We start from the raw sequence: 25,492 nt of genomic DNA, 5'->3' as shown, positions 1-25,492 counted from the left end.
CGAGTTTGCGATCTGAAACGCTCAATGCAGCGATCAAACCACTGGTGAATCGCGGAGATGCGCACAGGGCTTCCCACTGACAGATCCCGCGCCTTGAAACTTGCATCGTAGGCGTCTGTTATCGCGCCAACAGCGACGCTCCTACGGAAAGGTTTGGAAAGGAAGAAACATGGAACTGACCATCTTCGGTATCAAGAACTGCGATACCATGAAGAAAGCCATGAAATGGCTGGATGAAAACGGTGTGGCCTATCACTTCCATGATTACAAGAAGGAAGGCGTGCCAGAGGCTTCCCTGAAGCAATGGCTGGATGCGCTGGGCTGGGAAACCGTCATCAACAAGCGTGGCACCACCTGGCGCAAGCTGGATGATGACACCAAAGACACCATGGATGCCGACAAGGCGGTAACCGTGGCGCTGGATAATCCGTCCATCATCAAGCGGCCGATTCTGCAGAACGACAAGATTCTCACCGCCGGTTTCAAGGCCGACGAGTGGCAAGCACTTTTGAAATAAGCGCCCTGCGCAACCGATTTACAGAGAGGACCTCATGAGCAACTATTTCGCCATCGCACTGGGCTGCGGCACCAAGAACCGCAACGACAACTGGCTGGAAGTGTATTATCCGGATCCGGCCATCAATCCGGACGACAAGCTGGTGGAAGTCATCCGTGAGGAACTGGGTTATGAAGGTGGCAACGCGGCCATCGAACTGACCCACCGTCAGGTTCAGCACATCGCCCGCGAATGGCGCGAAGCCGGCTTCGAGCATGAAGCCAGCTATGCGGTAGCGTTCCAGGAGTCCGGCAGCCCGGTGGTACTGACCGTGCTGGAAACCGATGCCGAGCCCGCCTCTACCCCAGAAGCCTACCTGAAGCTGCACCTGATCTCCCATCGTCTTGTGAAGCCCCATGGCGTGAACCTGTCAGGCATCTTCCCGCTGCTACCCAACGTGGCCTGGACCAACGAAGGCGCGGTAGATCTGGAAGAACTGCAGGAGCGTCAGCTGATGGCGCGCCTGAGCGGCAAGGTGCTGTCCGTGAATAGCGTGGACAAGTTCCCGAAGATGACCGATTACGTAGTTCCGGCTGGCGTGCGCATTGCCGACACCTCCCGTGTCCGTCTGGGTGCCTACGTAGGCGAAGGCACCACCATCATGCACGAAGGCTTCATCAACTTTAACGCCGGCACCGAAGGTCCGGGCATGATCGAAGGCCGCATCTCTGCCGGCGTATTCGTGGGCAAGGGCTCCGACATCGGCGGTGGCGCGTCCACCATGGGCACTCTGTCCGGTGGCGGCAACATGGTCATCTCCCTCGGCGAAGGCTGCCTGCTGGGTGCCAACGCCGGCACCGGCATCCCGCTGGGCGATCGCTGCACCATCGAAGCCGGTCTCTACATCACCGCTGGCTCCAAGGTGCAGTTGATGGACGACAAGGGCGAGATCGTGGAAACCGTCAAGGCCCGCGACCTGGCCGGCCAGTCCGACCTGCTGTTCCGCCGCAACACCACCAACGGTGCCGTGCAATGCCTTACCAACAAGAGCGCCATTGCACTGAACGAAGAACTGCATAAGCACAACTAATGCAACACGCGGTACGCTTCACGCAACACGCCGGCGTTCCCGCGGATTGATACGCAGAAGCATCTAACAGGCATTGAGCGGCGGGTTTCGAGTAACGAGTTTCGAAGATCAAAACCGGTTTTGACCTTCGCAACTCGAAACTCGTTACTCGCTTCTCGCCCCGGTCCGAAAGACGTCAGCTCCGATACTGGAAACCCTATGTCCCGCACCCTCGACTACACCAAGGAACTCATCCGCCGCGCCTCCGTCACGCCTGAAGACGAAGGCTGTCAGGAATGGATGATTGAAAAACTGGAAGCGCTTGGCTTTGAGTGTGAAACCCTGTGGTTTGAGGAAGTGCGCAATCTGTGGGCACGGCGAGGCAATGCTGCGCCCGTGTTTGCCTTTGCCGGTCACACTGACGTGGTGCCCACCGGGGATGTGTCGGCCTGGAAGTACGATCCGTTTACTCCCACCGAGGAAGGCGATCTGCTTTACGGTCGCGGCACCGCCGACATGAAAGGTTCCATTGCCGCCATGATGGTGGCCATTGAGGACTTCGTCACGGCCAACCCTGACCATACCGGTAGCCTGGCACTGCTAATCACTGCCGACGAAGAAGGCCCGTCCGTGAACGGTACCGTCAAGGTGGTGGAAGCCCTGCAGGCGCGCAACGAGCACATCGACTACTGCCTGGTGGGGGAACCCTCTTCCACCGACACCGTGGGCGACGTGATCAAGAATGGTCGGCGTGGCTCACTGGGGGCACGACTGGTCGTCAAGGGGATTCAGGGGCATGTGGCCTACCCGCATCTGGCCCGTAATCCGGTCCATGATGCAGCCCCCGCACTGGCGGAACTGGCCGCAGCGGAGTGGGATCAGGGCAACGAGTTCTTCCCCGCCACCAGCTTCCAGATTTCCAACATCAACGCGGGCACCGGCGCCACCAATGTGATCCCCGGCACCTGCGAAGTCATTTTCAACTTCCGTTTTTCCACCGAGCTCACCGACACCATCCTGCGCGAACGCACCGAGGCGATTCTGGACAAGCACGGCTTGGACTACGACCTGACCTGGACCCTTTCCGGCCAGCCGTTTCTCACCGACCGCGGTGCGCTGGTGAATGCCGCCGTGGATGCCATCCGCGACGTCACTGGCCGCGACACCGAGCTGTCCACCGCCGGCGGCACCAGCGACGGCCGCTTCATCGCGCCAACAGGTAGCCAGGTAGTGGAACTCGGTCCCATCAATGCCACGATTCACAAGGTGGACGAACACACCAGCATCAGCGAGCTGGAAACGCTCACCAGGATCTATACGCGCCTGCTGGAAAATCTGATGGGATCGTGATGCCTGATGCAAAAAGGCCCACCCGTAACCGGGCGGGCCTTTTTGCATTGGTAAAACCCTAGCTATACCCCGCTGTAGGAGCTTGCCTGCAAGCGATCCGAGCCTGGGCGAGATATGAGTTTCGAGTTGCGAGTACCGAGTTTCGAAAGGCAAAACCTCAAACCTCGTGCCCGGTTGTTGTTTTTTGATTTTCGAAACTCGGTACTCGCAACTCGCCTCTGGTATCCCTACCTCGCCAAGGCTCACCCCTACAGCAGTACGTCGCGCCTACAGCCCCCCGCCAATATCCGCTACCATGTCTGAAAGTATCATCGCCGGGGACGACAATGTGGCTGCATGAAATTCCGGTTGGTGGGTTACTGGTCAGTCCCATGGTGCTGTTTGTATTGGTAGCGCTGGCCTGTACCGCTGCCAGCTGGCTGCTGTTACGTCAGCTGGGCTGGCATCGGGCCATCTGGAAAGGCCCCTGGTTTTATCTTTCTCTTTTTGTCTGCTACCTGGCCCTGACTCTGGGCTTGATGAGCTGAGAGCCTGTTTATGATCCATACGCAACCGCGTTGCCGCTGTAAATGGCGCCAGGCAAGGCGTGAACCGCAGGGCCTGACGGGTCAAGCTCAAGGTTCACAACACAGCATGGCGCCATTTACAGCGGCAACCCGAAGGGCCGGGCCCATTCTTTTCAGGTGGAGCAGGTGGAGAGTGCCGCCAGCCCGCGATTTCGTTTGCTTATGTAAAATGACTACACGTCACAACCGCAATCACGACCTGACGCAAAAAATTGACTCCGGCGCGGCTGCGTATAGATCGTAAACAGGCTCTGAGGACTACGGACACCATGTCTCAACCCCTTCGCATTCTTGTTACTGTAGTGGTCGTGGTGCTAGCCATCATCGCCGGCAACTGGATATGGAATTACTACCTCTATGCCCCCTGGACACGGGACGGCAAGGTACGCGCCCAGATCATCACCGTGTCACCGGACGTGTCGGGTTGGGTTTCCGCTCTGCCGGTCGCCGATAACCAGACCGTTAGCAAAGACACGCTGCTGCTGCGCATTGACCCACTGCGCTATCAGGCTGCTGTTTCGCAAGCCCGGGCGCAGCTGGATATCGCCCGGACGCGACTGGCCATGGCCGAAGTCAGGCGGGAGAAAAGCAGTGGTGATGCGCAGCGACAAGCTGCACTGGAGGTCAAACTTGCCAGCGCCGATCTGGACATGACTCGCGCCAAACTGGCTGCAGCGGAACTGGATCTGGAGCGTACCGAAGTGCGAGCGCCAGCCGATGGTACCGTGGTCAATCTGACCCTCCAGCAGGGTAACTTTGCCGACCGGGGCAAGCCGCTGCTGTCCATGGTCAAAGCCGGCAGCTTCTACGTCACGGGTTACTTCGAGGAAACCAAGCTGCCATTGGTACACATCGGCCAGCGCGCCTCCGTAGTATTGATGAACGGTGCCCACACGCTGCAAGGCAAGGTCACCAGCGTGGGCCAGGCCATCGCCAACGCCAACACCCGCACAGATCAACAGTTACTCCCGGAAGTGCAGCAGACCTTCAACTGGGTACGACTGGCCCAGAGGATCCCGGTTCATATCGAACTGGACAGCATTCCTGACGACATTGTTCTGGCCGCCGGCATGACTGCCACAGTTCGCCTGCATGACGATTAACCCGAGGCTGGCAACGGTACTGACCCCGGACAAACGTTCGGTGATCTTTGCCTGCAAAGGGATTCTCAGCATGGCGCTGGCGCTGTTCCTCGCCATGCAGCTGCAACTGGAGCGCCCTTACTGGGCGCTCATCTCTGCGGTATTTCTGCAGATACGTCCGGAAACCGGGCTGGTGATAGAAAAGGGCTTGTGTCAGATCGGCGGGACCCTGGTTGGTGGTGCGCTCGGCCTGCTGATTCTGGCCTGGCTGCTGCCCTACCCGATACTTGCCATTGCCGCCCTGACATTATGGATAGGTCTCAATGCGGGGGCGTCAGCCTGGGTACGTCAGGCCAACTTCATCTACGGCTTTGCCATGGCGGGTGTGACCGCCACTCTGATTGTGGTGATCCCCATCGCCAACCCCCATGCCACTTCCAGCATCGGTATTTTCCATGTCGCCACGGCCCGCGTCAGTGAAATCATTCTGGGGGCAGTCTGTGCCACTCTGGTCAGCAATTTATTCTGGCCAGCCCGTGTGGAAGGACTACTACGCAGTCATGCCCGCAACGCGCTCAACCAGACCCTCGCGTATCTTGAGCTTGAGTTGGATCTCAGTGGCACCCATGACCGCCGCCATCAACAGGTTGATGGCCTGCTACAGGATATCTTTGCACTCAGTGACGATAGCTCAGCGGTTGCCTACGAAGGAAGCCAGGGGCCAGGCCGAGCCAGAGCCGCCATCCTGATTTGCCACAAGACTCTGTCGCTGGTGGCACGCATCCGTGTCATCGGCCGGCTGATGCGTTACCACGATGATCTGATGACCGATGAGATGCGCAAGTTGCTGGTGGTATTGCGCACCTCGTTTACCGCCATGCGAGAGACTCACTCGGCAGAGCAGGCGATGACAGAAGCCCAGGCCCTTCGCCGTTACCTGAAAATAGCACGCCAGGAACAAGCCGAAGACGCCCCAGCACTACAGCGCCGGCTGTTCCTCGTGGCCCGCAATCTGACAAACGACCTGATTCTGGCATTGGAGGCCAATCGGGCACTGTATTCTGCTGAAGATACCCAGCTGCGCGCCCCAACCCTGAAGCCCTATCGGGATTGGCAGGTTGCGGCGGCGGTCGGACTGCGCAGTGCCCTGGTTTTCCTGCTCGCCAGCATTCTCTGGATTGGCACCGCCAGCCCGATGGCCATCATGCTGATGATCATGCCAGTCATTTTCACTATTACCTTTGCCCGCCTGCCCCAGCCGGATTTGGTACTCAAACGCGCCACTCTGAGCTCGGCCCTCGCAGGCCCGGTCAGCCTGTTCCTGGCACTGCCGTTGCTATCGATGGCCAATCACAGCTTTTTGCTGTTGATCCTGGCTCTCAGCGGTCCGATCTTTATCGCCCTGCTTGCCATCAGCCGGAGAGAGACGCTTCCTTATGGGCTCGGCTTTTGTACCCCCTTTATTATTCTGGTTCAGCCCGGCACCCAGATGGATTTCGATATCGCCCGCGTAGCCAGCAATGCACTGGCCATTACACTCGGAATCTTTCTTGCCTTTCTGATGTTTCGACTGATCACACCGCCAAATGGGCCGGGGCTCCGCCGACGCCTGGTACGCGATACGGCCATTGATCTGCACACCTTGCTGGGCCAACCCGCCAATCTTCGCGAGGAGTGGCTGAATTCCAGAATGGCGGATCGACTGCGCTGGCTCACCGTATGTGACAAGGCATTACCGGCATCCCGCCGACATTACACTGACTTGGGCCTGACCGGGCTCAACCTGGGGCAAGTGTCTCTGTGGATACACAGCCGCATTCCTGCGCAACCGTCACCCGCCCTCCAGTCTGCAGCGGCTGACTGGCAACATGCCCTGGCGACCGCCTATCAATTATCGGCTTTCGGCAAAACCGACCAGCACTTCAAGCAGGCCAGCGACACCCTGCTGGCTGCGATGGCAAACACGCCATCCATTACTCATCGTCAGCAGCAGCAGATTGCGGGTGCCCTGGAGCGCATTAATCTGACCTTCCCCCGACTCGCTGAACGGTTGGCTCCGGACTGGCAACCTGATGACATGGCAACATCATCGAGCCCTACCGTCTGAACACCACATGCCAGCAAAGTGATTGCAGACGGGGGCGTGGGCCACCTACCGGGCCATTGTGGGAGCGGCGGTTCCGCCGCGATGCGCCGGGCCGCCTGAGACGCCGTTTCGCGGTCGCCCCCACAGGCCATAGCAAACGCGCTGACACGAAAACCGTTGTAAGCCTTGCTGCCGGAACGGGAAAAACGGCCCATACAGCCCTAGCCATAGTGTCTACTCTATGGTTTTCTAGACAACCCTCGGAGTCTAATCCCCCCTGCGGGTCGCAATGCGCGGCCCGACGTAATGGAGCACTTGCCATGACCGCTCAGGAACAAATCCAGACGGGTGTCGTCGTCGACACCAACCCTGCCACCGGCACTGCTGTGGCAGAGGTAAAAGAAACGGATCTCTCAACCCTTCCGGACATCTTTGCAAAGGCCCGTGAGGCACAGGCCATCTGGGCGGCCAAATCGTTCCGCGAACGCGCTCGCCACATCCAGCTGATGCGCGAATACATCGTTGACCGGGCCGATGATCTGGCCCGCACGGTGAGTGAAAGCAACGGCAAAACCTTGACCGATGCCCTCGCCACCGAAGTGCTGCCCTGTGCGCTGGCCTGTAAGTGGTATGCCAAAAACGCCGAGAAGCATCTCAAGGAAAAAAACCGCCCCGGCGGCAGCATCCTGTTCTTCAACAAACGCACACACATGCTGCGGGTACCGTTGGGAGTAGTGGGCATCATCAGCCCCTGGAACTACCCGCTCTCCATTCCGTTTGGCGAGATTGTCATGGGCCTGATGGCGGGTAACGCCATCATTCTCAAAGTCGCAGCTGCAACACCGGCCGTTGGCCGCGCCATCGAAAACATTATCGCCGCTGGCGAATTGCCTGAAGGCCTGTTCCACCATGTGGTGGGCTCAGGCTCCAAAGTCGCCACCGGCATGTTTGAGAATGGCGTTAACAAACTGTTCTTTACTGGCAGCGTGCCCGCCGGCAAGACCTTGATGGCTCAGGCTGCAGAAACCCTGACTCCGGTGTCACTGGAGCTGGGTGGCAACGATCCCATGATCGTACTCGAAGACGCTGACCTTGAGCGTGCCACCAACGGGGCGGCCTGGGCTGGCTTCCAGAACGCCGGGCAAAGCTGCGGCGGCGTGGAGCGTATCTATGTGGTAGATGCGGTTTACGATGAGTTTGTAAACCTGCTTTCCCGCAAGACCCGCCAGCTGCGCCACGGTGTGGGCTGCAAGGGTTTTGATGTGGACATCGGTAGTCTGACCACCGCAGGTCAGTTACGCACCGTACAACAACATGTGGAAGACGCCCTGTCCAAAGGCGCGCGTATCGAAGCGCAATCCCGCCCGGTGGGTGATGTGGAAAACGGTTTCTTCTTCCCTGCCACGGTGCTGACGCAAGTCACCGACGATATGCTCACCGTATGCGACGAGACCTTTGGTCCGGTTGTAGCGGTACAGCGCGTTGCCAACGAAGAAGAAGCGATCCAGAAGGCCAACGCCTCCCATCTGGCGCTAACCTCCTCCGTGTGGACCCGGGACAACAAACGCGGCCGTGCCATTGGCGCCCGCCTGCAATCGGGTGTGACCACCGTGAACGATCACCTCTACAGCCACGGCCTGTCTGAGACCCCCTGGGGAGGCTGGAAGGAATCAGGCATCGGCCGCACCCACGGCCCGGAAGGGCTGGAAGAAATGACCCAGGCCAAGGCGGTAAACTGGGACATCCTGCCCTCCAAGCGCAACATCTTCTGGTACCCCTTCGACGAGGCCACCTACAACGGCATCAAGAACGCCTTGCACTTTGTGTTCCCGAAAGGGATTGGCCAGCTGCTCAGCGCATCCTTGAAGCTCACACCTTTCCTGGTGAAGAAGATGTTCACCCGCTGGAAAACCTGAAGGGCAGTTAACAGTGAATAGTGCGCGGGCCTCGCTCGCGTTTACTGATAGACAAGAGGCCGCGCCCAAGCATTGAGCGCGGCCTCTTGCGTTGTAGATTTGGGCTAAATTACTTCTGGTCGCTGGGTTCTTCGTCGTTGGCGGCATCCAGCCAGATGAACAGGGCGAAACAGCCGGCAAAAACAAAAATGCCGCCGATTACGCCAAGGCTGGCAATTACCATTGGGTCGGTATACATGGCTGGCTCTCCTTTAGGCTGGTTTTTCCAGCATAGGCTTGCCGGCAAGCAGTGTCATGACCTACATCAAGATCAAGCAATTTAGGCGTAATTTCGCCTGCAGGCGGGCTCCCAGGATTCAAGCCGCAAGCGCAAAAACAGAGAGGCCGCGCCCAATGGCTGGGCGCGGCCTCTTGCGTTAAAGCTGGCACGAGACAATCCCGCGCACTGTTCACTATTAACTATTCACTGTTAACTGATCCCATCTAGCCAATCCTGAGTCGGCACATACCACCAGGAACTCATCACCGGCCGTGAAAACTCAAGCAGTCGATCCTTGATCGTGTCATCCGCGATCCCGTACATGCGGCGCAGCAGATAATCATGCCGGTCAAGTTCACAGGCAAAGGCTACAAAGTACAGACCATGCTCGGAGGTATCACCAAACGGAACGGAACGCCGCCACATCTTCTGGGGCACACCATCACGATCCACATCCGTGCGTCCTACGTGGGAATCGGCAGGCATCTTGTCCTCGTCGAACTCCACCGCATCTGCCTTGGTCCGACCAAACACATTCTCCTGCTCTTCCACAGGTAACGCATTGAACGCTTTAAGATTGTGAACCCATTTCTGGGTCAGCAACCAACTCCCTCCCGCGCCAGGGTGCGAGTCAGGGATAAAGGTAGCCAGTTCCGCCTTTTCACCAGTGGGGTTACCGATGCCATCCACAAAGCCCGTCATGTCACGCATATCGTGATAGACAAAACCATTCAGCTCCAGCTGCAGGGCCAGATCATCCCCTACCGCATCGCGCACCTGCATGGAGGTATCAAACACGTCACTGCGGCTCTTGCCCTGTACCCAGACCCAAAGATCTCCCTGAGTTGCTGGCACATGGCCTTCCAGCGAGAAAGGCGGAAATGAGAAGCGATTATCCAGCCGCGACCACAGATTAGGCCCGAAGGCGAGCATCACCGGTGTACCCGCCTGCTTGAGGACATTGACGCGATGAACCAGATCCCTCACCGCGGTATCTGAGAGGCCACTGGTCAGGCTGAATTCGAAAAAGAGGTGATACTGGAAACTGCGGTCGAAAATGCCCGCCTGCGGTGTCGACACCTGGCACTCCTTATGTTTTTTGGTCCTTGGGTGTTGCCTGATCCCTTTAGCAAGTCTAGCAACTCCGGCCATCAATGACTCCGGATTATCCTGCAAAAACTCCCCTCTGGACAGAAAGGGATGGTTTCAGAGCCAGAGCTCTGCTGCGTTTTGAAACAAATTGAAATATCCGATGGTGTCCCACCAACGGAGCATCCGATAAGATTGGCACACATTAGTTAACTGACAATTGATATGAACCCTTGGTTTGGACTGGATCGTCTGGCTTTTGTCCTGATCCGCATTTTTCTCCGGTTGTGCACACGTGCAAACGCACTCCCCGCCGACCCCGCCGAATTGCAGCTGGCTCCGAATACGCCGGTGGTCTATGTGCTGCGGGATCGTTCAGCTTCTGACGCTGCAGCGGCGGATCAATCTGCCCGCCAGCTGGGGCTATCTTCTGCGCTGGGAGGGCTGACACTGGGCAAAACCCGGCTCAGACATAGCTACTTCCAGCTATACCGTCGTCAGTTCAGCAACCGACGTCAAAGCGCCCCCATCTCCCCTCCCCGGCTGGAGAAAATGGTAGCCGCGCTGCGGGAAAATCCCGGGGCAGACGTTCAACTGGTACCGGTCTCCGTGTTCTGGGGCCGTCGCCCGGAGAAAGAAAGCTCTTTCTGGCGTCTGCTGTTTTCCGATAACTGGTCCCCCGCAGGCTTCATCAAGAAATTCTTCATCATTATCACCCAGGGCCGTCAGCTCTATGTGAAATTCAACCAGCCCATGTCCCTGCGTACTCTGGTAGACCAGTGCGAGACGGATGAACAGGCGGTTCGCAAGGCATCACGTATTCTCCGCGTGCACTTCCGCCGGCAGCGCGAAGCGGCCATCGGCCCGGATCTGTCGCACCGCCGCACCTTGGCAAATACCGTGGTGGAGGCGCCTTCGGTGCAGGAAACTATCCGCGAAGAAGCCAAGCGCCAGGAAACCAGCCCGGAAAAGCTGGAAGCCAAGGCTCGCAACTATGTGATGGAGATCGCGGCAGACTACTCCCATACCGTCATCCGGTTTCTGGAATTGTTCCTGAACTGGGTATGGAACCGGCTGTATGGCGGGCTGCGTGTCTACAACATGGACAACCTCACCAAGGTCGCCGAAGACCATGAGGTAATTTATGTACCCTGCCATCGCAGCCATATCGATTACCTGTTGCTGTCTTTTCTGGTCTATCGCAACGGTCTGGTGCCGCCCCATATTGCAGCCGGGATCAACCTGAACCTGCCTGTCGTTGGTACCATCCTGCGACGTGGTGGCGCCTTCTTCATGCGCCGCAGCTTCCGTGACAATCCGCTTTATGCCAGCGTGTTCAGTGAATACCTGCACACCATCACCGCCCGCGGCTTTTCCATCGAATACTTCGTGGAAGGCGGTCGCAGCCGCAGTGGCCGGATGCTCAGGCCTCGCACCGGCATGCTTGCCATGACCCTGCGCAGTTTTCTCCGTGATTCCCGCAAACCCATCGCCTTCGTACCGGTGTACATTGGCTATGAAAAAGTGATCGAGTCAGGCTCTTATATCGGTGAGCTGCATGGCGAGAAAAAGCAGAAGGAATCGGTTGGCGGGTTGATGAAATCCCTGGCGGTGTTGCGCAGCTACTTCGGTCAGGTTCATGTGAATTTCGGCGAACCGATCAAACTGGTGGACTTCCTCGATCAGCACCATGGTAACTGGCGACAGGAACCCACCGTGGGCGTTGAAACTCCGCCCTGGTTCAAGCATGTGGTCGATGAGTTGGGGCAACAGGTGGTTGAGTCCATCAATGCTGCTGCGGTAGCCAATCCAATTAACCTGCTTAGCCTGGCACTGCTGGCATCGCCCAAACACACCATGGATATTGCCCAGCTGCGTGAGCAGCTGGGGCTGTATATTGCCTTGCTCAAACAGGCGCCTTACAGCCGCTGTGCGGCTATCGCCAATGAGGATGCACAAGCCCTGATTGATTACGGTTTGGAGAACGATTTCCTCGACCGCATTCAGCACAAACTGGGTGACGTGGTCACGACTGACGAGAAAACGGCCCTGCAGATGGCCTATGTCCGCAACAACAGCGTTCACCTGTTTATTCTGCCGGGGCTGATCTGCTCATTGGTGATGAATGCCCGAGCCATTCCGCGGGCGACCCTGCAAGGCATGGTGCAACTCCTCTACCCCTTCCTGCGCAATGAGTATTTCCTGCACTGGGAAGAAGGCGAAGAGCTGGCCAATGCAGTGGATGCCATGCTTGCGGTTCTGGAAGAACGGGAGCTGATCAGCCGCGAAGGTGACAACCTGATGGGTGCCCCGGTCCATACCCATGAAGCTGATATGCTTGAACATCTGGGTCAGACCGTCATGCCATCACTGGAGCGCTACTACCTGACCATTCGCCTTCTGGTGCAGTACGGATCTGGCATGCTCAACGCTGAGCAGCTTGGCGAGCTGGCTCACCAGACCGCTCAGCGGCTGTCACTTCTGTACGAGTTCAATTCACCGGAATTCTTCGACAAGGTGGTACTCAAGAACTTTATCAGCCAGCTGTTCAGCACCGGGCTGGTCACCACCGACGGCGCTGGCGCGCTGGTTTTCGACCACAAACTGGAATCCCTGGACGACGAAGCCAACCGGATTCTTAGCCCGGATATCAGTGATGCAATTCAACGGGTTACCCGGGTAGCCAGTCAAATCTGAAGATCAGACAAGAGAACCGCCCTCCCCTGTGGGAGCGGCGGTCCCGCCGCAATGTGTCAAGGTCACTCTGAAACGCCGCTTGGCGGTCGAACCCACTGGGCATAGCAAAACAAGGCCGGCTCTCAAACCACCGCCAACCGGCGCTCATTTGATCTTTCTCAGAACTGATAAAGCACCGCGAGGCCGTAGTTAAAGCTTTCCAAATCGAGCTCCAGGCCTTCTGCAAACGGGACAGATACCCCTTTCAGATAAGCTTTATCCTCCGTCGTCACCGAACCCGCATTGGTATAGGAGATGGAGAGGTCTGCACTGAAGTTGTCCGTTAGCCAGTACATCACGCCGCCGCCCAGCTTGAATGCCCAATCCGTATCATCACTGTCAGCAATCGTGGCGCTGGTGGTGGGGATGGAACTACTGACACCCTCAAAACGATTCACGGCAAGGCCAATGCCTCCTCCCATGTAGGGATCAAACTTTCCGGCGCCGCGGATATCCTTGAAGTGAAAGTAGCCATTTACCAGAAAAATGCGGCTGTAGACCTCTGCGGAAATCTCGCCTGTCACAGAATTGACCCGTGAGTAGGTAACCCTGTCGGTATCCTCACTGGCCAATCCCATATCCAGAGCCAACTCAGCACGAAAGTGAGGATTGACGAAATAGCCTGCGCTAAATAACACCTGGTCCGCAGCACCTGGATCATAGTTGCTTAGAGAAATCTCGGGATACCCCTCATGCTTGATAGACATATCCTGGCTACGAAAGTCTGAATAGCCGTATCCAACACGGACAAATGGTCCGGCAAAAACTGACCCGGAAAGCGCCAACAGGACGCACAAAAACGCAAAATGCTTCATTTCCCACTCCTTGAGAAAGTGACCCAGTTAACAAAGTGAAGCCCCAAGCAAACTATGGGGAAAGCGGGGGAAGCCTGAACATTACCCGGCAGAGGGTTTTTGGAATTGAGACCACCTACCCCAGAGGGTAGACATCAAAGCGGACAGCCTTACCCTTTTGGCTAAAGCCTGGCGCACGCCCAGCAAGGTAGGGAGCCTTGGCCGGCCGCTTAACAACAATACGGTGGGGAGACAGGGCCCAGGCCCATTCCATCATGGCCTGCTCCTCTTCAAGGGAAGGGTAATCATTGATCCATTGCAGCCAGAGAAGATCTTTCTTCACCGCGGCGCTTTTTTCCCGGGAGGGAAACATGGGATCAAGGTACACCGCATGGAGAGCGCTATCCTGTAAATCCCGACTATCCTGACATGGCAGCAAGGTCATCTGCTCAGCCAGTGCAGCAGGCGCACGAGCAAGTCCGTCAGCCAACAGGGCATGAATCAGTGGGGAGCGCTCAATCAGGGTAACCTGAAAGCCCGCCTGCGCCATCAGCGCCGCGTCACGGCCAAGGCCCGCCGTTGCATCGACCACGCGATGGCGGTCTTCACGGGGTTTACCAAGCGCCTTGACCAGCCGTTCATGGCGAACCCGATCATGATCTAGACGATAGCCCTGCTTGCCGTGGCTAAAATCCACCGACAGGGGCGTTTCCTTGCCGCCAGGAACCCACAGGCTCAAGTGCCCCTGGTGGTATCCCATCACCAGTTTGAGGCCTGCTTCTTTGGCTGCGTCTTCGCTCTCAACGCTCACCCCGGGCAAACCCGCAGGGCAATCGTTCAGCAAGCCGACGTCAATCGCCATGCTTCAGGCCAGCCACACCAGCAAGGCAATCCCCAGTGCCAGGCGATATACCACAAAGGGCAACATCCCTACCCGCTCAAGCAGACGGATGAAGAAAACAATGGTCAGGTAGGCAGTGACCGCACTCACCGCTGCACCAAGTGCCATCAAGCCCCAATCCACGGGAACCTGAAGTTCGATGAGATCTTTGGTTTTCAGAAGCCCCGCCCCCAGGATCACCGGTATGGAAAGCAGAAACGAAAATCGGGCAGCCTCCTCGCGACGAAATCCCAATGCCAGAGCCGCTGTTATGGTAATGCCGCTCCGTGAAGTCCCGGGTATCAAGGCCAGAGCCTGGGCAAAGCCAATCAATAGCGCCCCCGCAATGCCCAGCTGGGTCAATGGCTTCGACCGGGTTCCGTAGACATCGGCGAGCCATAACAGCCCACCGAACACGAGTGTGGTAACGGCAATAACCAGCGCGGAACGCAGCTCCCGCTCAATCCAGTCATCACCGAGAAATCCAAACACGACGGCCGGGATAGTGGCCAAGACCACCAGCAAACCCAGCCGCAAATCTTCATTCATTTTCTGCTGGGCCACTGCCTGCCCGGCCCCACCCAGCATCGCGCCGATATCACGGCGGTAATACGCCATCACTGCCAGCAACGTGCCAAGGTGCACAGCCACATCAAAGGCCAGTCCCTGATCAGGCCAGCCCAGCACTTCGGAAGGCAAAATCAAATGGGCCGAGCTGGAGATCGGCAAAAATTCGGTGAGTCCCTGAATCAACGCCAGAATCAGCGCCTGAAACCAGTCCATGGAGAGTCCTTACTGCGGTAAATGGTGATGGTGATGGCTAAGCCCTAAGCCTCAGAGGCAGTCACCTGATAACCCTTGATAAATTCCGCCGGCATGCGTCTCGGCTTGCCAGAATCCAGCGCGACACACACCCACTGAGTACGCCCACGCAACAGCGTCACGCCATCCGACTCACGAATAATCTGGTAGCGACGGGTAATACTGATACGCTCATCATTGTTCACAATCCAGGTGCCAATGATCAGCTTTTCACCCTCAAAGGCCGGCGCCAGATAGTCCACCTCGGTGCGACGAGCCACCATTGCACGGTTGAGCTTCTGATACAGATCCCAGCCTAATCCGAGCACTGTAGTGTGATCCCAGGCAATCTGCTCCATGAAACGCAGGTATTCGGTATTGTTGACGTGCCCCATCACATCGATAGCTTCAGCGGGCACAACAAATTCCAGTACATGGACGTTGGGTAAATCCCAGTTCATCGCACAGCTCCCTGAATCACTTGATCGCGCAGATAAACAGGCTGGGCCTGTTCAGCGCTTACCGCTTCTCCGCGCTGGTAAGCCGATAATGCCAGCCTTGCTACTGCCTGCGCATGGGGGTGAGCGTCGGGCAAACAGGCGCTTGCGTCATAGGCAGTGGTCAGGGCGTCCTGATACACCAAGCCCGAGCCTGCGATACACCATTTACCCTCCAGTACGGGTAGCGCATCAGGCTTGAACAAGCCATCCGGCTGGACCGTCTCTATCTGGTCGCCAGCAAACTGATAAGCCCCCATGTACAACTCGCCCATGCGCGCATCAAAGCAGGCAATAACCCGAGAAGCATCCCCCTCTCCGGCTACGCCCAACGCGCAGGCTGCCAGCGTTGAAACGCCAACCACCGGCAGATCAGAGGAGAACGCCAACCCCTGAGCCACCGCAGCGGCAACACGAACACCCGTAAAGGCGCCTGGACCATGCCCGAAAGCGATGCAGTCCATCTGTTTTAAAGAAAGTCCCGCCTCCGCCAACATGGATTCCACCATCGGCAGTGCCAGCTCTGTCTGTTTACGCGGGGCGATCTCGAAGTGCTCCCGAACCTGCTGACCTGCTGGCAGGCTGTCATCCAGCAAGGCGACAGAGCAGGATTCACCGGCGGTTTCCAACGCGAGAATTTTTGTCATGCCTGACCTAATGTTTTTTCTGAACCCGAGGCAGAAGCCACTGAGGATGGTGCTTGCTGCCCCTGTTGAGCCAGGTAAGCAAAGAAACGTTGCACCACATCCAGTTTCCGCGTGCGAGTCATGTTGGGCAGACTGTTCACAAACAGCTTGCCATAACTTTTTGTCAGCAACCGGGGATCCGCCACCACCAGCAACCCGGTATCCTGGGGATCACGAATCAGCCGCCCTGCTCCCTGGCGCAGAGCCAGTACCGCTTGAGGCAACTGGTAATCGCGGAATGCATTGCCGCCATTACGGTTGATGTGCTCAATGCGGGCTGCTGCTACCGGATCACCTGGCGAACCGAAAGGCAGCTTGTCGATGATGACACAGCTCAACGCCTCACCACGCACATCAATACCTTCCCAAAAGCTGCTGGTGCCCAACAGCACCGCATTGCCTTTGTCACGGAAGCTGTCCAATAGTTCACGTCGACCGGACTCCCCTTGCACCAACAGGGGAAAATCCACGGCGGTACGTAGAATGACTGCCGCCTCACGCAATGCCCGATGGCTGGTGAACAGGAAGAAAGTCCGCCCTCCCGCCGCATTGATCACTGGCACCATGGCTTCAGTCAGTGCACGGGTATAGTCGGGATCATTGGGCTGCGGCAGGCCATCAGGCGCGTAAAATACCGCCTGTTTTTTGAAATCGAAGGGGCTCTCCAGCCGCAGGGTGTCAGCGGTATCCAGCCCCAGTCGTTTCTGGATATGCTCAAAACGCCCCCCCACAGAAAGCGTGGCAGACGTCAGAATCCAGCTACAGGGGTTACGTTCGCGCTGTGCACGCAGCTGTGCTGAGACGGATAAAGGGGTGCTGTGCAGCACCACCGTTCGTTTGAAGGTCTCGAACCAGTAAACCCGGTTGGGCTGATCCCCCTTCAGGTAGGCTGCCAGGCAATCCACATGCTCACTGGCCCGCCGTGAGCAAGCTTCCATCCCCCGACTTGCCTTGCCCAGTGGACCGAGAAAAACATCCAGCTGGCGCAAGGCTTCCAGCAGATCCTCACCGGCCTGCATCACCGCCTCGTTTTCGCACACCTCGGACCAGGGCGCACGGCGCTCCATTTCACCCAGACTCAGACGAAAATCCAGACAGCCCTTTTCCACGCTGGCGATCAATTGGTTGAGCATGGCCAGATCTGCCGTGGTCTGACCAGCTTCTGACAAACTGTCGCGGCCCAGCTCCTGAACCTGACGCGTGCTGAGCGTATCTCCGAAAAACGCGGCGGCGATCTCCGGCAGCTGATGGGCCTCATCGAAAATCACTGTGTTGGCACTGGGTAGCAATTCCATCCCCGCGCCACTTCCGCGCAGGGCGGCATCGGCAAAAAAGAGATGGTGGTTCACGACCACCAGATCCGCTTCCTGAGCTTCCTTGCGCGCATTCATCAGCGGGCATTCCTGATAACTGGGGCAATCCGTCCCCAGGCAGTTATCAGCGGTGCTGGTCACCCAGGGCCAGATAGGCGCATCTTCGGGCAGCTGTTGCAGCTCGGCGATATCCCCAGTGCGGGTTTTACGCGCCCAGTGGGCCACAATCTGCATCTGCTCCACGGTTTCCCGGGTCAGAAAGCGAGCCTCTTCTTGGTGCAGCTCCAATCGATAGGGGCAGAGATAGTTGGCGCGGCCCTTTAGCAGCGCAACTTTGCGCGGCAAGCCAAGCGCCTTGCGCACCAACGGAAGATCCTTGAAAAAAAGCTGATCCTGAAGACTTTTGGTCCCCGTCGATACCAGCGTTGGCCCCTCCGAAAGCAAGGCGGGCACCAGATAGGCCAGGGTCTTGCCTGTACCGGTTTCCGCTTCCACCATCAGCGTACCACCACTGCGAATGGACTTTTCGACCGCCTCAGCCATCTGCAGCTGCGGCTCCCGGGGCTGATAGCCCGGCAACAGCGGCGCAAAACGCGTCAAATCGGTAAGATGGGAACGAGCACTCGTCACAAACAATCCTGAATCAGTATTCGCCATTATTCAGCGGCGCGGGAAGCATAGCCCATTCATTGTTGGAACCCAACGAAAGTGGCACAGATGAACGACTATACCCTGATCATTCTGGCAGGCGGAAAAGGCTCAAGGATGGGCGGCGCAGACAAAGGGCTGATACCGCTCAACGGAAAGCCTTTGATTGCCCATCTGGTCGAGCACTTGCAACCTCGTCCCGAGCGCATTGTTATCAGCGCCAACCGCAACCAGGAAATCTATCGCCGCTGGGCCGATCAAGTGGTCAACGACCAGCGCCCGGATTACCCCGGCCCCATGGCAGGGCTGGAAGCGGCACTGTCAGCCGCATCGGGCCTGTGTGTCTGCCTGCCTTGCGATCTGGTGCAACCTCCCGCCAGCCTGATCAGCGATCTGCTGCACAAGTCGGCTACCGAGCATGTCGCCGTGGCACGGGACCCCATTCGCCGCCAGCCGTTGTGCCTGGCCCTGCACGCCGAGCAATGGCGCGACAAGCTGGGTCACTACCTGAACGACGGCGGGCGTAGCGCGTACGGATGGCTGGAACAGGTGCCGGTGCAAGAGGTTGCGGTGGCTACACCGATCCAGAACCTGAACCACGCCGAGCACCTGGCGTCTGATGCTTGATGTAAGTGACGAGTTTCGAGAAGCGGGTTTCGAAAGGCCAAACCATTCACATGTAACAGGTTTTTAGGGTTTAGATTTTCGAAACTCGTCACTCGAGACTCGCAACTCAGTTCCCCACCGTAGCCCAGCTCTTCTGTTTCTGCCCGCGCACAAAAAAGCCCGCGCGGCGAACCGGGCAGGCTTTTTTGTCAGCAGACAGTTGAAGCGTTGGGCCTCAACCGTCCAGCATCAGGCGTGAAACAATCAGGCAGTCAGTTCCTGGATCTGCTTCATCAGGGCAACCTGATCAGCGGACGGCTGTGCAGTTTGCAGCACCATCAGCTTGCTCATGTCGCCTTCAATGCGGATCTGGCCGCTCATGAAGCCCTGCATACCTGCAGACTGGTCACCTTCGATGAAGATGCGCTTGGCCAGATCGGCCGGCAGGATCATGGTGGTGCCTGCATCAGCGTGATGGCCTTCTTCGATCATGCCGGCAACCAGGGCCAGCTGCTTGTCGCCACCATCAGCAGAAACAGTGATATTGATAACCAGATCCGCGAGACCGGCAGGCACTTCAACGTCGCCAGCTGCGTCACGCACTTCTTTTACCTTGGCAAACCACTCGTCAGACAGAAATTCCAGGCTCATTATTTTCTCTCCTAAATATCGTTATGGCTTCGACGCCTCCTCGCAGGCGGCCAGGCGGCCAATTCAAACGAGCGTTCGAAACTTACCCGTACCTTATACAAAGCCCCAGAGGCTGGCAATAGTGCCAGGCAGGTCGCTCCGGGACAAAAAACCCGGCACGAGGCCGGGTCTTTGCAAATGCCTTACTCGACGTGATTACAGGTCGTAACCACGCTCTTCATGCAGAGCAATATCCAGCCCCTGGGTTTCTTCGTCGCCATCCACGCGCAGCGGCGCGAACAGACTGATCAGCTTGAGCAGCCCCCAGGTCACGATAGCGGTATACACGAAGGTGGAAACTACACCCAGCGCCTGCACACCCAGCTGGTCCAGCATAGTGTACCCCTCCTTTGCAAAACCGTAACCGGAGAACAAACCCAGCTCGGTGGAGGCAAAAATACCCGCAAACAGGGTACCCAGAATGCCGCCCACGCCGTGAACCGGGAACACATCCAGGGAATCATCAATGTGTAGCTTGTGTTTGATGAAGATCACCGCGTAGAAACAGATCACACCGGCAGACAGACCAATCACCAACGCCGCTGCAGGCCCGACAAAACCGGATGCCGGGGTGATGGTACCCAAGCCTGCCACCATGCCGGTAGCAATGCCCAACGCCGAAGGCTTGCCGAATTTTTTCCACTCCATGGTGATCCAGGCCAACGAGCCAGCGGCAGCAGAGATATGTGTTACCAGCATGGCCATGGCCGCATCACCATTGGCAGCCAGCGCAGAACCACCATTAAAGCCGAACCAGCCCACCCACAGCATGCCGGCACCGGTTACTGTCATGGTCATGTTATGCGGCATCATGCCCTGGGTCGGGAATCCCTTACGGTTACCCAACACCAGCGCAGCGACCAGCGCGGCGACACCTGCGGTGATATGCACCACAATACCGCCAGCAAAGTCATACACACCCATCTCGGCGAGCCAGCCACCGCCCCACACCCAGTGACATACCGGGATATACACCGCCAGCAACCACAAGATAGAGAAAGCCAGCATGGGGCCAAAGCGCATGCGCTCGGCGAAGGCACCCACAATCAGTGCCGGGGTAATGATGGCAAAGGTCATCTGGAACAGACCATGCAGACTCTTCGGCAGGGTACCTTCCAGGGTTTCCCGGGTAATCCCGTCAAAGAACACATGCTGCAGCCCGCCAATCCAGGCATTCATGCTGCCGCCATCGGAAAAGGCCAGTGAATAACCGGCAATCAGCCATACCAGTGACACCGCACAGGTGATGGCAAAACACTGCATGAGTACGGAAAGCACATTTTTGCTTCGTACCAGGCCACCATAGAACAGGCTCAACCCTGGCAGGGTCATGAACAGCACCAACGCCGTGGCAGTGAGAATCCAGGCACTGTCACCGGTATCCAACCCATCCGCCAGCGCCAACGAAGGCAACATCAACAAAACAGCAAGCAACTTCTTCATGACTATCCTCTTAAATAGCTTCCGGGCCGGTTTCACCGGTGCGAATACGGATCACTTGTTCCAGATCGCTGACAAAAATCTTCCCATCACCGATCTTGCCGGTTCCCGCCGCGTTCATGATCGCTTCGATGGCCTGATCCAGCTGGTCTTCCCGCACCGCCAGCTCCATCTTTATCTTGGGAACAAAGTCCACAACGTATTCGGCCCCGCGATACAACTCGGTGTGCCCTTTCTGGCGGCCAAAGCCTTTCACCTCAGTAATCGTCAGGCCCTGTACCCCAATCTGGGCCAGCGCATCGCGCACTTCATCTGCCTTGAACGGCTTGATCACCGCAGTCAGCATTTTCATGGTTGTCTCCTGGTCCTCAAAAATCGCACCAACACAAAGCCGTGCCGGCAAATCTGCACCGGTTGAGTGCATACAAGAATTGGGCCAGATAGCTTGTCTTTTTATTTCAGTTACTTAGGTGCATATAGCACCGATAGCGCACCACCATGATGCAATGATAGAGACCCAGGGCACTGTTTTGCACCACATGGAGGCCTTAAATGGCTCGAAACGGAGACCATTCTGGTGCCGTAGGCTCTTTCAGCCTTCGGCAACGAAGCCTCCTCGCACCACATCAATGCAGAATCTGATTGCCCGGACACAAAAAAGGCACCCTGGGGGTGCCTCTTCAATCGCAAGTTATGCCAATCAGTAGAGATAATTAAACATCTTGCGGCGGTATTCACTGGCCAGTGGATCACCTTTTGGCAAGCACTCAAATACTTCCAGCAACGCGCTTCGGGCAACGCCGTCCTTGTAGTCACGGTGATCACGCAATAATACCAGCAAGGACTCCAACCCCTCCCGGAATTGGCCTGCCGCCGCCGCCTGTAACCCATGGGCATAGAGATCTTCGGCAGTGGGGGCTTGGCTGATACGCGCTTCCAGATCCTTCAGGCTCTGCCCTGCCCCTTCCAGTTTTTCCAATAACGCGAACCGGGCGCGAAACGGTCTCAGCGGCTCGGCATCCTCGGTGACTTCCGCCAATACCGATTGCGCCTCGTCCAGCTGCCCCTGGCCCAACAGGTACTCCACCAACAGTGCACGAATGGCATGTTTCTCCGGCGTCTGTAGCAATGTCTGGCGAAGGGCCGCCTCTGCCTGCTCCCCGTGGCCGGCCTCCATGGCCATGCGCACCTGCTCGATAAAACCTTCTTCCTGCTGGGCCTGAGCCGCTTCCGGGTCGACGATGGGGGCAAGCCATTGGCGCAGGCTCTCTTCGGTCTGGGGTCCTTCCAACTCATTGGCAAGCTGCCCCTGATAGACCAGCTTCAGGCTTGGCAATGCCTGCAAACCAAACTGGCTAACCAGCATTTGTTGCTCATCGGCATTCACCGTGGCCAGCAACACCTTGCCTTGATATTCATTGACCAGCCGTTCAAGTAGCTGTGCCATTTGCACGGAAGGCTGACTCCGGCTTGACCAGAAGCTGACCAGAACCGGGATTTGCCGGGATTGCTCCAGCACTTGCTGAATATTCTGCTCGGTCACTTCGATGATGTAGCTATTCGGTTGCACAGATGCACTCCTGACGCTTTTGTCTTTGCGCGCAATTGTAAGCCATGCAGTGAACAAAATCCGACGTTGTCTTGTCGCAATCCTATTACCCCCCACTTGCGTCGGAGGATGTGCAAGCCATCACCATCACGGGTTAGACTGATCTGGTGTCCGTTTGCAGCCCTGTGCCCCAGGTTTCACGCAAACTGCATGGGCGCTGAGTACGCTGGACTGAACTCATTATCGGCAAAGGAGACCGCCATGCTTAGCCTTCTGGCTATTGTAGTGTTGATTGCCACCCTGATGACCTTGTTTTACCAGCAGGTCAGCCGCGGAATTGGCAGCATTGTGTTTGTGATCGTCTGGCTTCTGAGTGGCTTCCTCGCCCCCTGGCTGGTAGGCCTGTTTCCACTGGTACTGCTCGCCGCCGGTGTCACGCTGCTAAACCATGTAGACCTTCGCCAGAAGTTCATCACCCGCCCGGTGTATCAGGCTCTCGGGAAAGTCATGCCCGCCATTGGCGATACCGAGCGGGAAGCGATCGAAGCCGGTACCACCTGGTTTGAAGCCGATCTGTTTTCCGGTCGGCCGGACTGGGAAAACTTCTCCCATATTCACTTCTCTACGCTCACCAATGAAGAGCAATCATTTATTGATAATGAAGTTCAGCAACTTTGTGACATGCTGGATGAGTGGAAGATCTTTCACGATCTCAAGGATCTGCCCCCGGAAGTCTGGGACTTCCTCAAACATAAAGGCTTCTTCAGCCTGATCATCCCGAAAGAGTATGGCGGCAAGGCCTTCAGCCCCTATGCGCAAAGCCGCATCATGAGCAAGATTGCGACTCGTTCACTGACCGCAGCGGTCACCGCCATGGTACCTAACTCTCTTGGCCCCGGTGAGCTATTAGCCGAGTACGGTACCGATGAGCAGAAAGACCGTTGGCTACCCGGCCTGGCCAAGGGCGATGAAATCCCTTGCTTCGGCCTGACCGGACCGGAAGCGGGCTCCGATGCCGGTGCGATCCCGGACACCGGTGTGATTTGCAAGGGCAAGATTGACGGCAAGGAAGTGCTTGGCATGCGCCTCAACTTCGCCAAACGCTGGATTACCCTGGCGCCAGTGGCCACCGTGGTAGGCCTCGCCTTCAAACTGTACGACCCGGATCATCTACTGGGCGAGAAAGAAGAGCTCGGCATCACCTGCGCCCTGATTCCCGCCGATACCAAGGGCGTGGAGATTGGTCGCCGCCATTATCCCGGCTCTCCTTTCATGAACGGCCCCATCAATGGCAAGGATGTATTCGTGTCCCTTGATGCCATCATCGGTGGCCCTGATATGGCCGGCAAGGGCTGGCGCATGCTGATCGAGTGTCTGGGTGCCGGCCGTGGCGTCTCGCTGCCCGCCCTGGCCACCGCCAGTGGTGAAATGGGTTACCGCATGACGGGAGCGTTCGGGCGGATTCGTCGCCAGTTCAATACTTCAGTGGGGGATTTCGAAGGCGTTCAGGAGGCCTCTGCAGAGGTCGCCGCCATTGCCTATACCCTGGAGGCCTATCGTCATCTGGTGACTCGCTCACTGGAAGATGGCGCACCCTCCGTCGTCACCGCCATGGCTAAATATCATTCCACAGAAATGATGCGCGAGCTGATTAACCACGGCATGGACATCGCCGGTGGCCGGGGCATCCAGCTCGGCCCGCGTAATTTCCTGGCACTGCCCTACCAGTCCACCCCCATTGCCATCACGGTGGAAGGGGCCAACATTCTCACCCGCTCCCTGATGATCTTCGGGCAAGGTGCCATGCGCTGTCATCCCTATCTGTATGACGAGCTGCAAGCCATTCAGGCCGAAGACAAGGACAAAGGCCTGCAAGATTTTGATGCCCTGTTCTTCACCCATGCGGGGCATACCCTTGGTAATGTCAGCAGCGCCATCTTCCAGGCCCTGACTGGCCCTTACCTCTCAGATGCGCCGGCTAATGCTGATGCCTTCAGCGCACCCTGGTACCGGCTCGTCAATCGCTATAGTGCAGTGCTGGCCAGCACTGCAGATATGGCACTGGCACTATTGGGTGGCGACTTGAAGCGACGCGAGCTGTTATCTGCGCGCCTTGGCGATGTGCATAGCCAGTTGCTGATCGCCTGCGCCATTCTCAAGTATCACGCCACCCTGCCCCGCGACGAGGCCAACGACGCCCACGCCAGCTACGCGCTGCGCCGAGCGTTCAGCCGCGCCCACGACGCACTGGAAGCCTTCTACCGCAACTTCGGGTTTTATGGCATTGGGCATCTGCTCAAGGGTCTGTTCTTCCCATTCGGACGCCCCTGCAAAGCTCAAGCGCCCAGCGATGACCAGATTCGCAAGCTTGGAGAGATGATCATGGAACCCAGCTCGGTTCGCGATGCGCTAGCGGAACCGGCCTATATTTCCCAGGATCCCGAAGATGCTATCGGCCGCGTGGAAGCCACCTACAACAAGCTGTTGGAGGTAGAGCCCGCCTGGCTGGCCTTCCTGAAAGCTGATGGAAAAGGCCAGCTGGAAGGCACGAGCGTACTCGACAAGCTCAAGGACGCCGCTACCAAGGGCATTATCAGCGAGTCCCAGGTGAATGCGGTTAACGAGTACGACGCCATGCGCTACGACTGCCTGCTGACCGACGCGTTCGACAAGAACCTGAAGAAGGTCAAGGTGCATGCTGAGAGACCGGTGATGTAGCCCCGATTATGGCGGGGCACGTCAGTGCTCCGCCTGATTTTTCTACCCATCAGTTTCGAGCGACGAGAAGCGAGTTTCGAAGAGCAAAATCCCAACCCCCTCAGCTCACAGGCCCTCGCTCTTCGATACTCGTCCCTCGCCACTGAATAGCTCAAAATTCAATCAACGAACAACTCAACAAAAATCACGGCGGCTATTTTTTAGTCAAAAACTGACTTTTC

The 25,492-nt window shown here is 57.4% G+C and carries 22 protein-coding genes; 10 read left to right on the top strand and 12 right to left on the bottom strand.

Annotated features, from left to right (window positions below; genetic code table 11):
* The first annotated feature begins 169 nt into the window (after nucleotides 1-169).
* The 7 genes from Y5S_RS04360 (at nucleotide 170) to Y5S_RS04330 (ending at nucleotide 8,565) form a co-directional block, all read left to right on the top strand.
* Complete coding sequence (locus Y5S_RS04360) at nucleotides 170-517, top strand: ArsC family reductase (protein WP_197055098.1); 348 nt, start codon at nucleotides 170-172, stop codon at nucleotides 515-517.
* A 34-nt stretch (nucleotides 518-551) separates the two neighbouring features.
* The gene (dapD, locus tag Y5S_RS04355) at nucleotides 552-1,586 is read left to right on the top strand and encodes a 2,3,4,5-tetrahydropyridine-2,6-dicarboxylate N-succinyltransferase (RefSeq protein ID WP_035230834.1); all 1,035 of its coding nucleotides are present in this window, start codon (nucleotides 552-554) and stop codon (nucleotides 1,584-1,586) included.
* Nucleotides 1,587-1,784: 198 nt separating this feature from the next.
* On the top strand, nucleotides 1,785-2,915 hold the full coding sequence (gene dapE / locus Y5S_RS04350) for a succinyl-diaminopimelate desuccinylase (protein WP_035230832.1): 1,131 nt from the start codon (nucleotides 1,785-1,787) through the stop codon (nucleotides 2,913-2,915).
* A 326-nt stretch (nucleotides 2,916-3,241) separates the two neighbouring features.
* The gene (locus tag Y5S_RS04345; protein WP_035230830.1) at nucleotides 3,242-3,442 is read left to right on the top strand and encodes a DUF1656 domain-containing protein; all 201 of its coding nucleotides are present in this window, start codon (nucleotides 3,242-3,244) and stop codon (nucleotides 3,440-3,442) included.
* A gap of 308 nt (nucleotides 3,443-3,750) precedes the next feature.
* Nucleotides 3,751-4,584 (top strand): efflux RND transporter periplasmic adaptor subunit, encoded by an 834-nt coding sequence (locus Y5S_RS04340; protein ID WP_035230828.1) that lies wholly within the window; start codon nucleotides 3,751-3,753, stop codon nucleotides 4,582-4,584.
* Nucleotides 4,574-6,670, top strand: a complete 2,097-nt coding sequence (locus Y5S_RS04335; RefSeq protein WP_035230826.1) for an FUSC family protein — start codon at nucleotides 4,574-4,576, stop codon at nucleotides 6,668-6,670. The genes Y5S_RS04340 and Y5S_RS04335 overlap by 11 nt, the downstream gene beginning before the upstream one ends.
* Before the next feature lie 299 nt (nucleotides 6,671-6,969).
* Nucleotides 6,970-8,565: an aldehyde dehydrogenase family protein gene (locus tag Y5S_RS04330; RefSeq protein WP_035230825.1), complete on the top strand. Its 1,596-nt coding sequence runs from the start codon at nucleotides 6,970-6,972 to the stop codon at nucleotides 8,563-8,565.
* Between the two features lie 109 nt (nucleotides 8,566-8,674).
* On the opposite strand, the gene ccoM is transcribed toward Y5S_RS04330, so the two are convergent.
* Nucleotides 8,675-8,803: a cytochrome c oxidase subunit CcoM gene (gene ccoM / locus Y5S_RS20080; RefSeq protein ID WP_156107574.1), complete on the bottom strand. Its 129-nt coding sequence runs from the start codon at nucleotides 8,801-8,803 to the stop codon at nucleotides 8,675-8,677.
* Between the two features lie 231 nt (nucleotides 8,804-9,034).
* Nucleotides 9,035-9,904: a Dyp-type peroxidase gene (locus Y5S_RS04325; RefSeq protein WP_035230823.1), complete on the bottom strand. Its 870-nt coding sequence runs from the start codon at nucleotides 9,902-9,904 to the stop codon at nucleotides 9,035-9,037.
* A 234-nt stretch (nucleotides 9,905-10,138) separates the two neighbouring features.
* Here Y5S_RS04325 and plsB point away from each other — a divergent pair, with 234 nt between their 5' ends.
* Nucleotides 10,139-12,610: a glycerol-3-phosphate 1-O-acyltransferase PlsB gene (gene plsB / locus Y5S_RS04320; protein ID WP_035230821.1), complete on the top strand. Its 2,472-nt coding sequence runs from the start codon at nucleotides 10,139-10,141 to the stop codon at nucleotides 12,608-12,610.
* A gap of 158 nt (nucleotides 12,611-12,768) precedes the next feature.
* Here plsB and Y5S_RS04315 read toward each other — a convergent pair whose 3' ends face one another.
* From Y5S_RS04315 to Y5S_RS04290, 6 genes are all read right to left on the bottom strand, one after another.
* A complete protein-coding gene (locus Y5S_RS04315; protein WP_035230820.1) occupies nucleotides 12,769-13,464 on the bottom strand; it encodes an outer membrane beta-barrel protein in 696 nt (231 codons plus the stop codon).
* A 115-nt stretch (nucleotides 13,465-13,579) separates the two neighbouring features.
* A complete protein-coding gene (locus Y5S_RS04310; RefSeq protein WP_035230818.1) occupies nucleotides 13,580-14,305 on the bottom strand; it encodes a class I SAM-dependent methyltransferase in 726 nt (241 codons plus the stop codon).
* A gap of 3 nt (nucleotides 14,306-14,308) precedes the next feature.
* A complete protein-coding gene (locus tag Y5S_RS04305; protein WP_035230816.1) occupies nucleotides 14,309-15,106 on the bottom strand; it encodes an undecaprenyl-diphosphate phosphatase in 798 nt (265 codons plus the stop codon).
* 44 nt (nucleotides 15,107-15,150) lie between these two features.
* Nucleotides 15,151-15,585, bottom strand: coding sequence for an acyl-CoA thioesterase (locus tag Y5S_RS04300; RefSeq protein WP_035230814.1), 435 nt, complete (start codon nucleotides 15,583-15,585; stop codon nucleotides 15,151-15,153).
* Nucleotides 15,582-16,268 (bottom strand): tRNA (adenosine(37)-N6)-threonylcarbamoyltransferase complex dimerization subunit type 1 TsaB, encoded by a 687-nt coding sequence (tsaB, locus tag Y5S_RS04295; RefSeq protein WP_035230813.1) that lies wholly within the window; start codon nucleotides 16,266-16,268, stop codon nucleotides 15,582-15,584. The genes Y5S_RS04300 and tsaB overlap by 4 nt, the downstream gene beginning before the upstream one ends.
* Entirely contained in the window at nucleotides 16,265-18,250 is a 1,986-nt protein-coding gene (locus Y5S_RS04290; RefSeq protein ID WP_052041394.1) for an ATP-dependent DNA helicase, read from the bottom strand. Before Y5S_RS04290 ends, tsaB begins: the two co-directional genes overlap by 4 nt.
* An 87-nt stretch (nucleotides 18,251-18,337) precedes the next feature.
* Between Y5S_RS04290 and mobA the strand changes: the two genes are divergently transcribed.
* Nucleotides 18,338-18,895 (top strand): molybdenum cofactor guanylyltransferase MobA, encoded by a 558-nt coding sequence (gene mobA, locus Y5S_RS04285; RefSeq protein WP_035230810.1) that lies wholly within the window; start codon nucleotides 18,338-18,340, stop codon nucleotides 18,893-18,895.
* A 243-nt stretch (nucleotides 18,896-19,138) separates the two neighbouring features.
* On the opposite strand, the gene Y5S_RS04280 is transcribed toward mobA, so the two are convergent.
* The 4 genes from Y5S_RS04280 to Y5S_RS04265 form a co-directional block, all read right to left on the bottom strand.
* Nucleotides 19,139-19,525: an SCP2 sterol-binding domain-containing protein gene (locus tag Y5S_RS04280; protein ID WP_035230808.1), complete on the bottom strand. Its 387-nt coding sequence runs from the start codon at nucleotides 19,523-19,525 to the stop codon at nucleotides 19,139-19,141.
* Nucleotides 19,526-19,720: 195 nt separating this feature from the next.
* A complete protein-coding gene (locus Y5S_RS04275; RefSeq protein ID WP_035230806.1) occupies nucleotides 19,721-21,007 on the bottom strand; it encodes an ammonium transporter in 1,287 nt (428 codons plus the stop codon).
* A 10-nt stretch (nucleotides 21,008-21,017) separates the two neighbouring features.
* The gene (locus tag Y5S_RS04270; protein WP_035230804.1) at nucleotides 21,018-21,356 is read right to left on the bottom strand and encodes a P-II family nitrogen regulator; all 339 of its coding nucleotides are present in this window, start codon (nucleotides 21,354-21,356) and stop codon (nucleotides 21,018-21,020) included.
* Nucleotides 21,357-21,704: 348 nt separating this feature from the next.
* Nucleotides 21,705-22,574, bottom strand: coding sequence for a tetratricopeptide repeat protein (locus Y5S_RS04265; protein WP_035230802.1), 870 nt, complete (start codon nucleotides 22,572-22,574; stop codon nucleotides 21,705-21,707).
* Between the two features lie 240 nt (nucleotides 22,575-22,814).
* Here Y5S_RS04265 and Y5S_RS04260 point away from each other — a divergent pair, with 240 nt between their 5' ends.
* On the top strand, nucleotides 22,815-25,271 hold the full coding sequence (locus Y5S_RS04260) for an acyl-CoA dehydrogenase (protein WP_035230800.1): 2,457 nt from the start codon (nucleotides 22,815-22,817) through the stop codon (nucleotides 25,269-25,271).
* Nucleotides 25,272-25,492: the final 221 nt, after the last annotated feature.

This window comes from Alcanivorax nanhaiticus (assembly GCF_000756665.1).
Classification (GTDB): domain Bacteria; phylum Pseudomonadota; class Gammaproteobacteria; order Pseudomonadales; family Alcanivoracaceae; genus Alcanivorax; species Alcanivorax nanhaiticus.
Note: the sequence above shows the minus strand (reverse complement) of the source record. Positions and strands in the feature narration are given on the sequence as shown.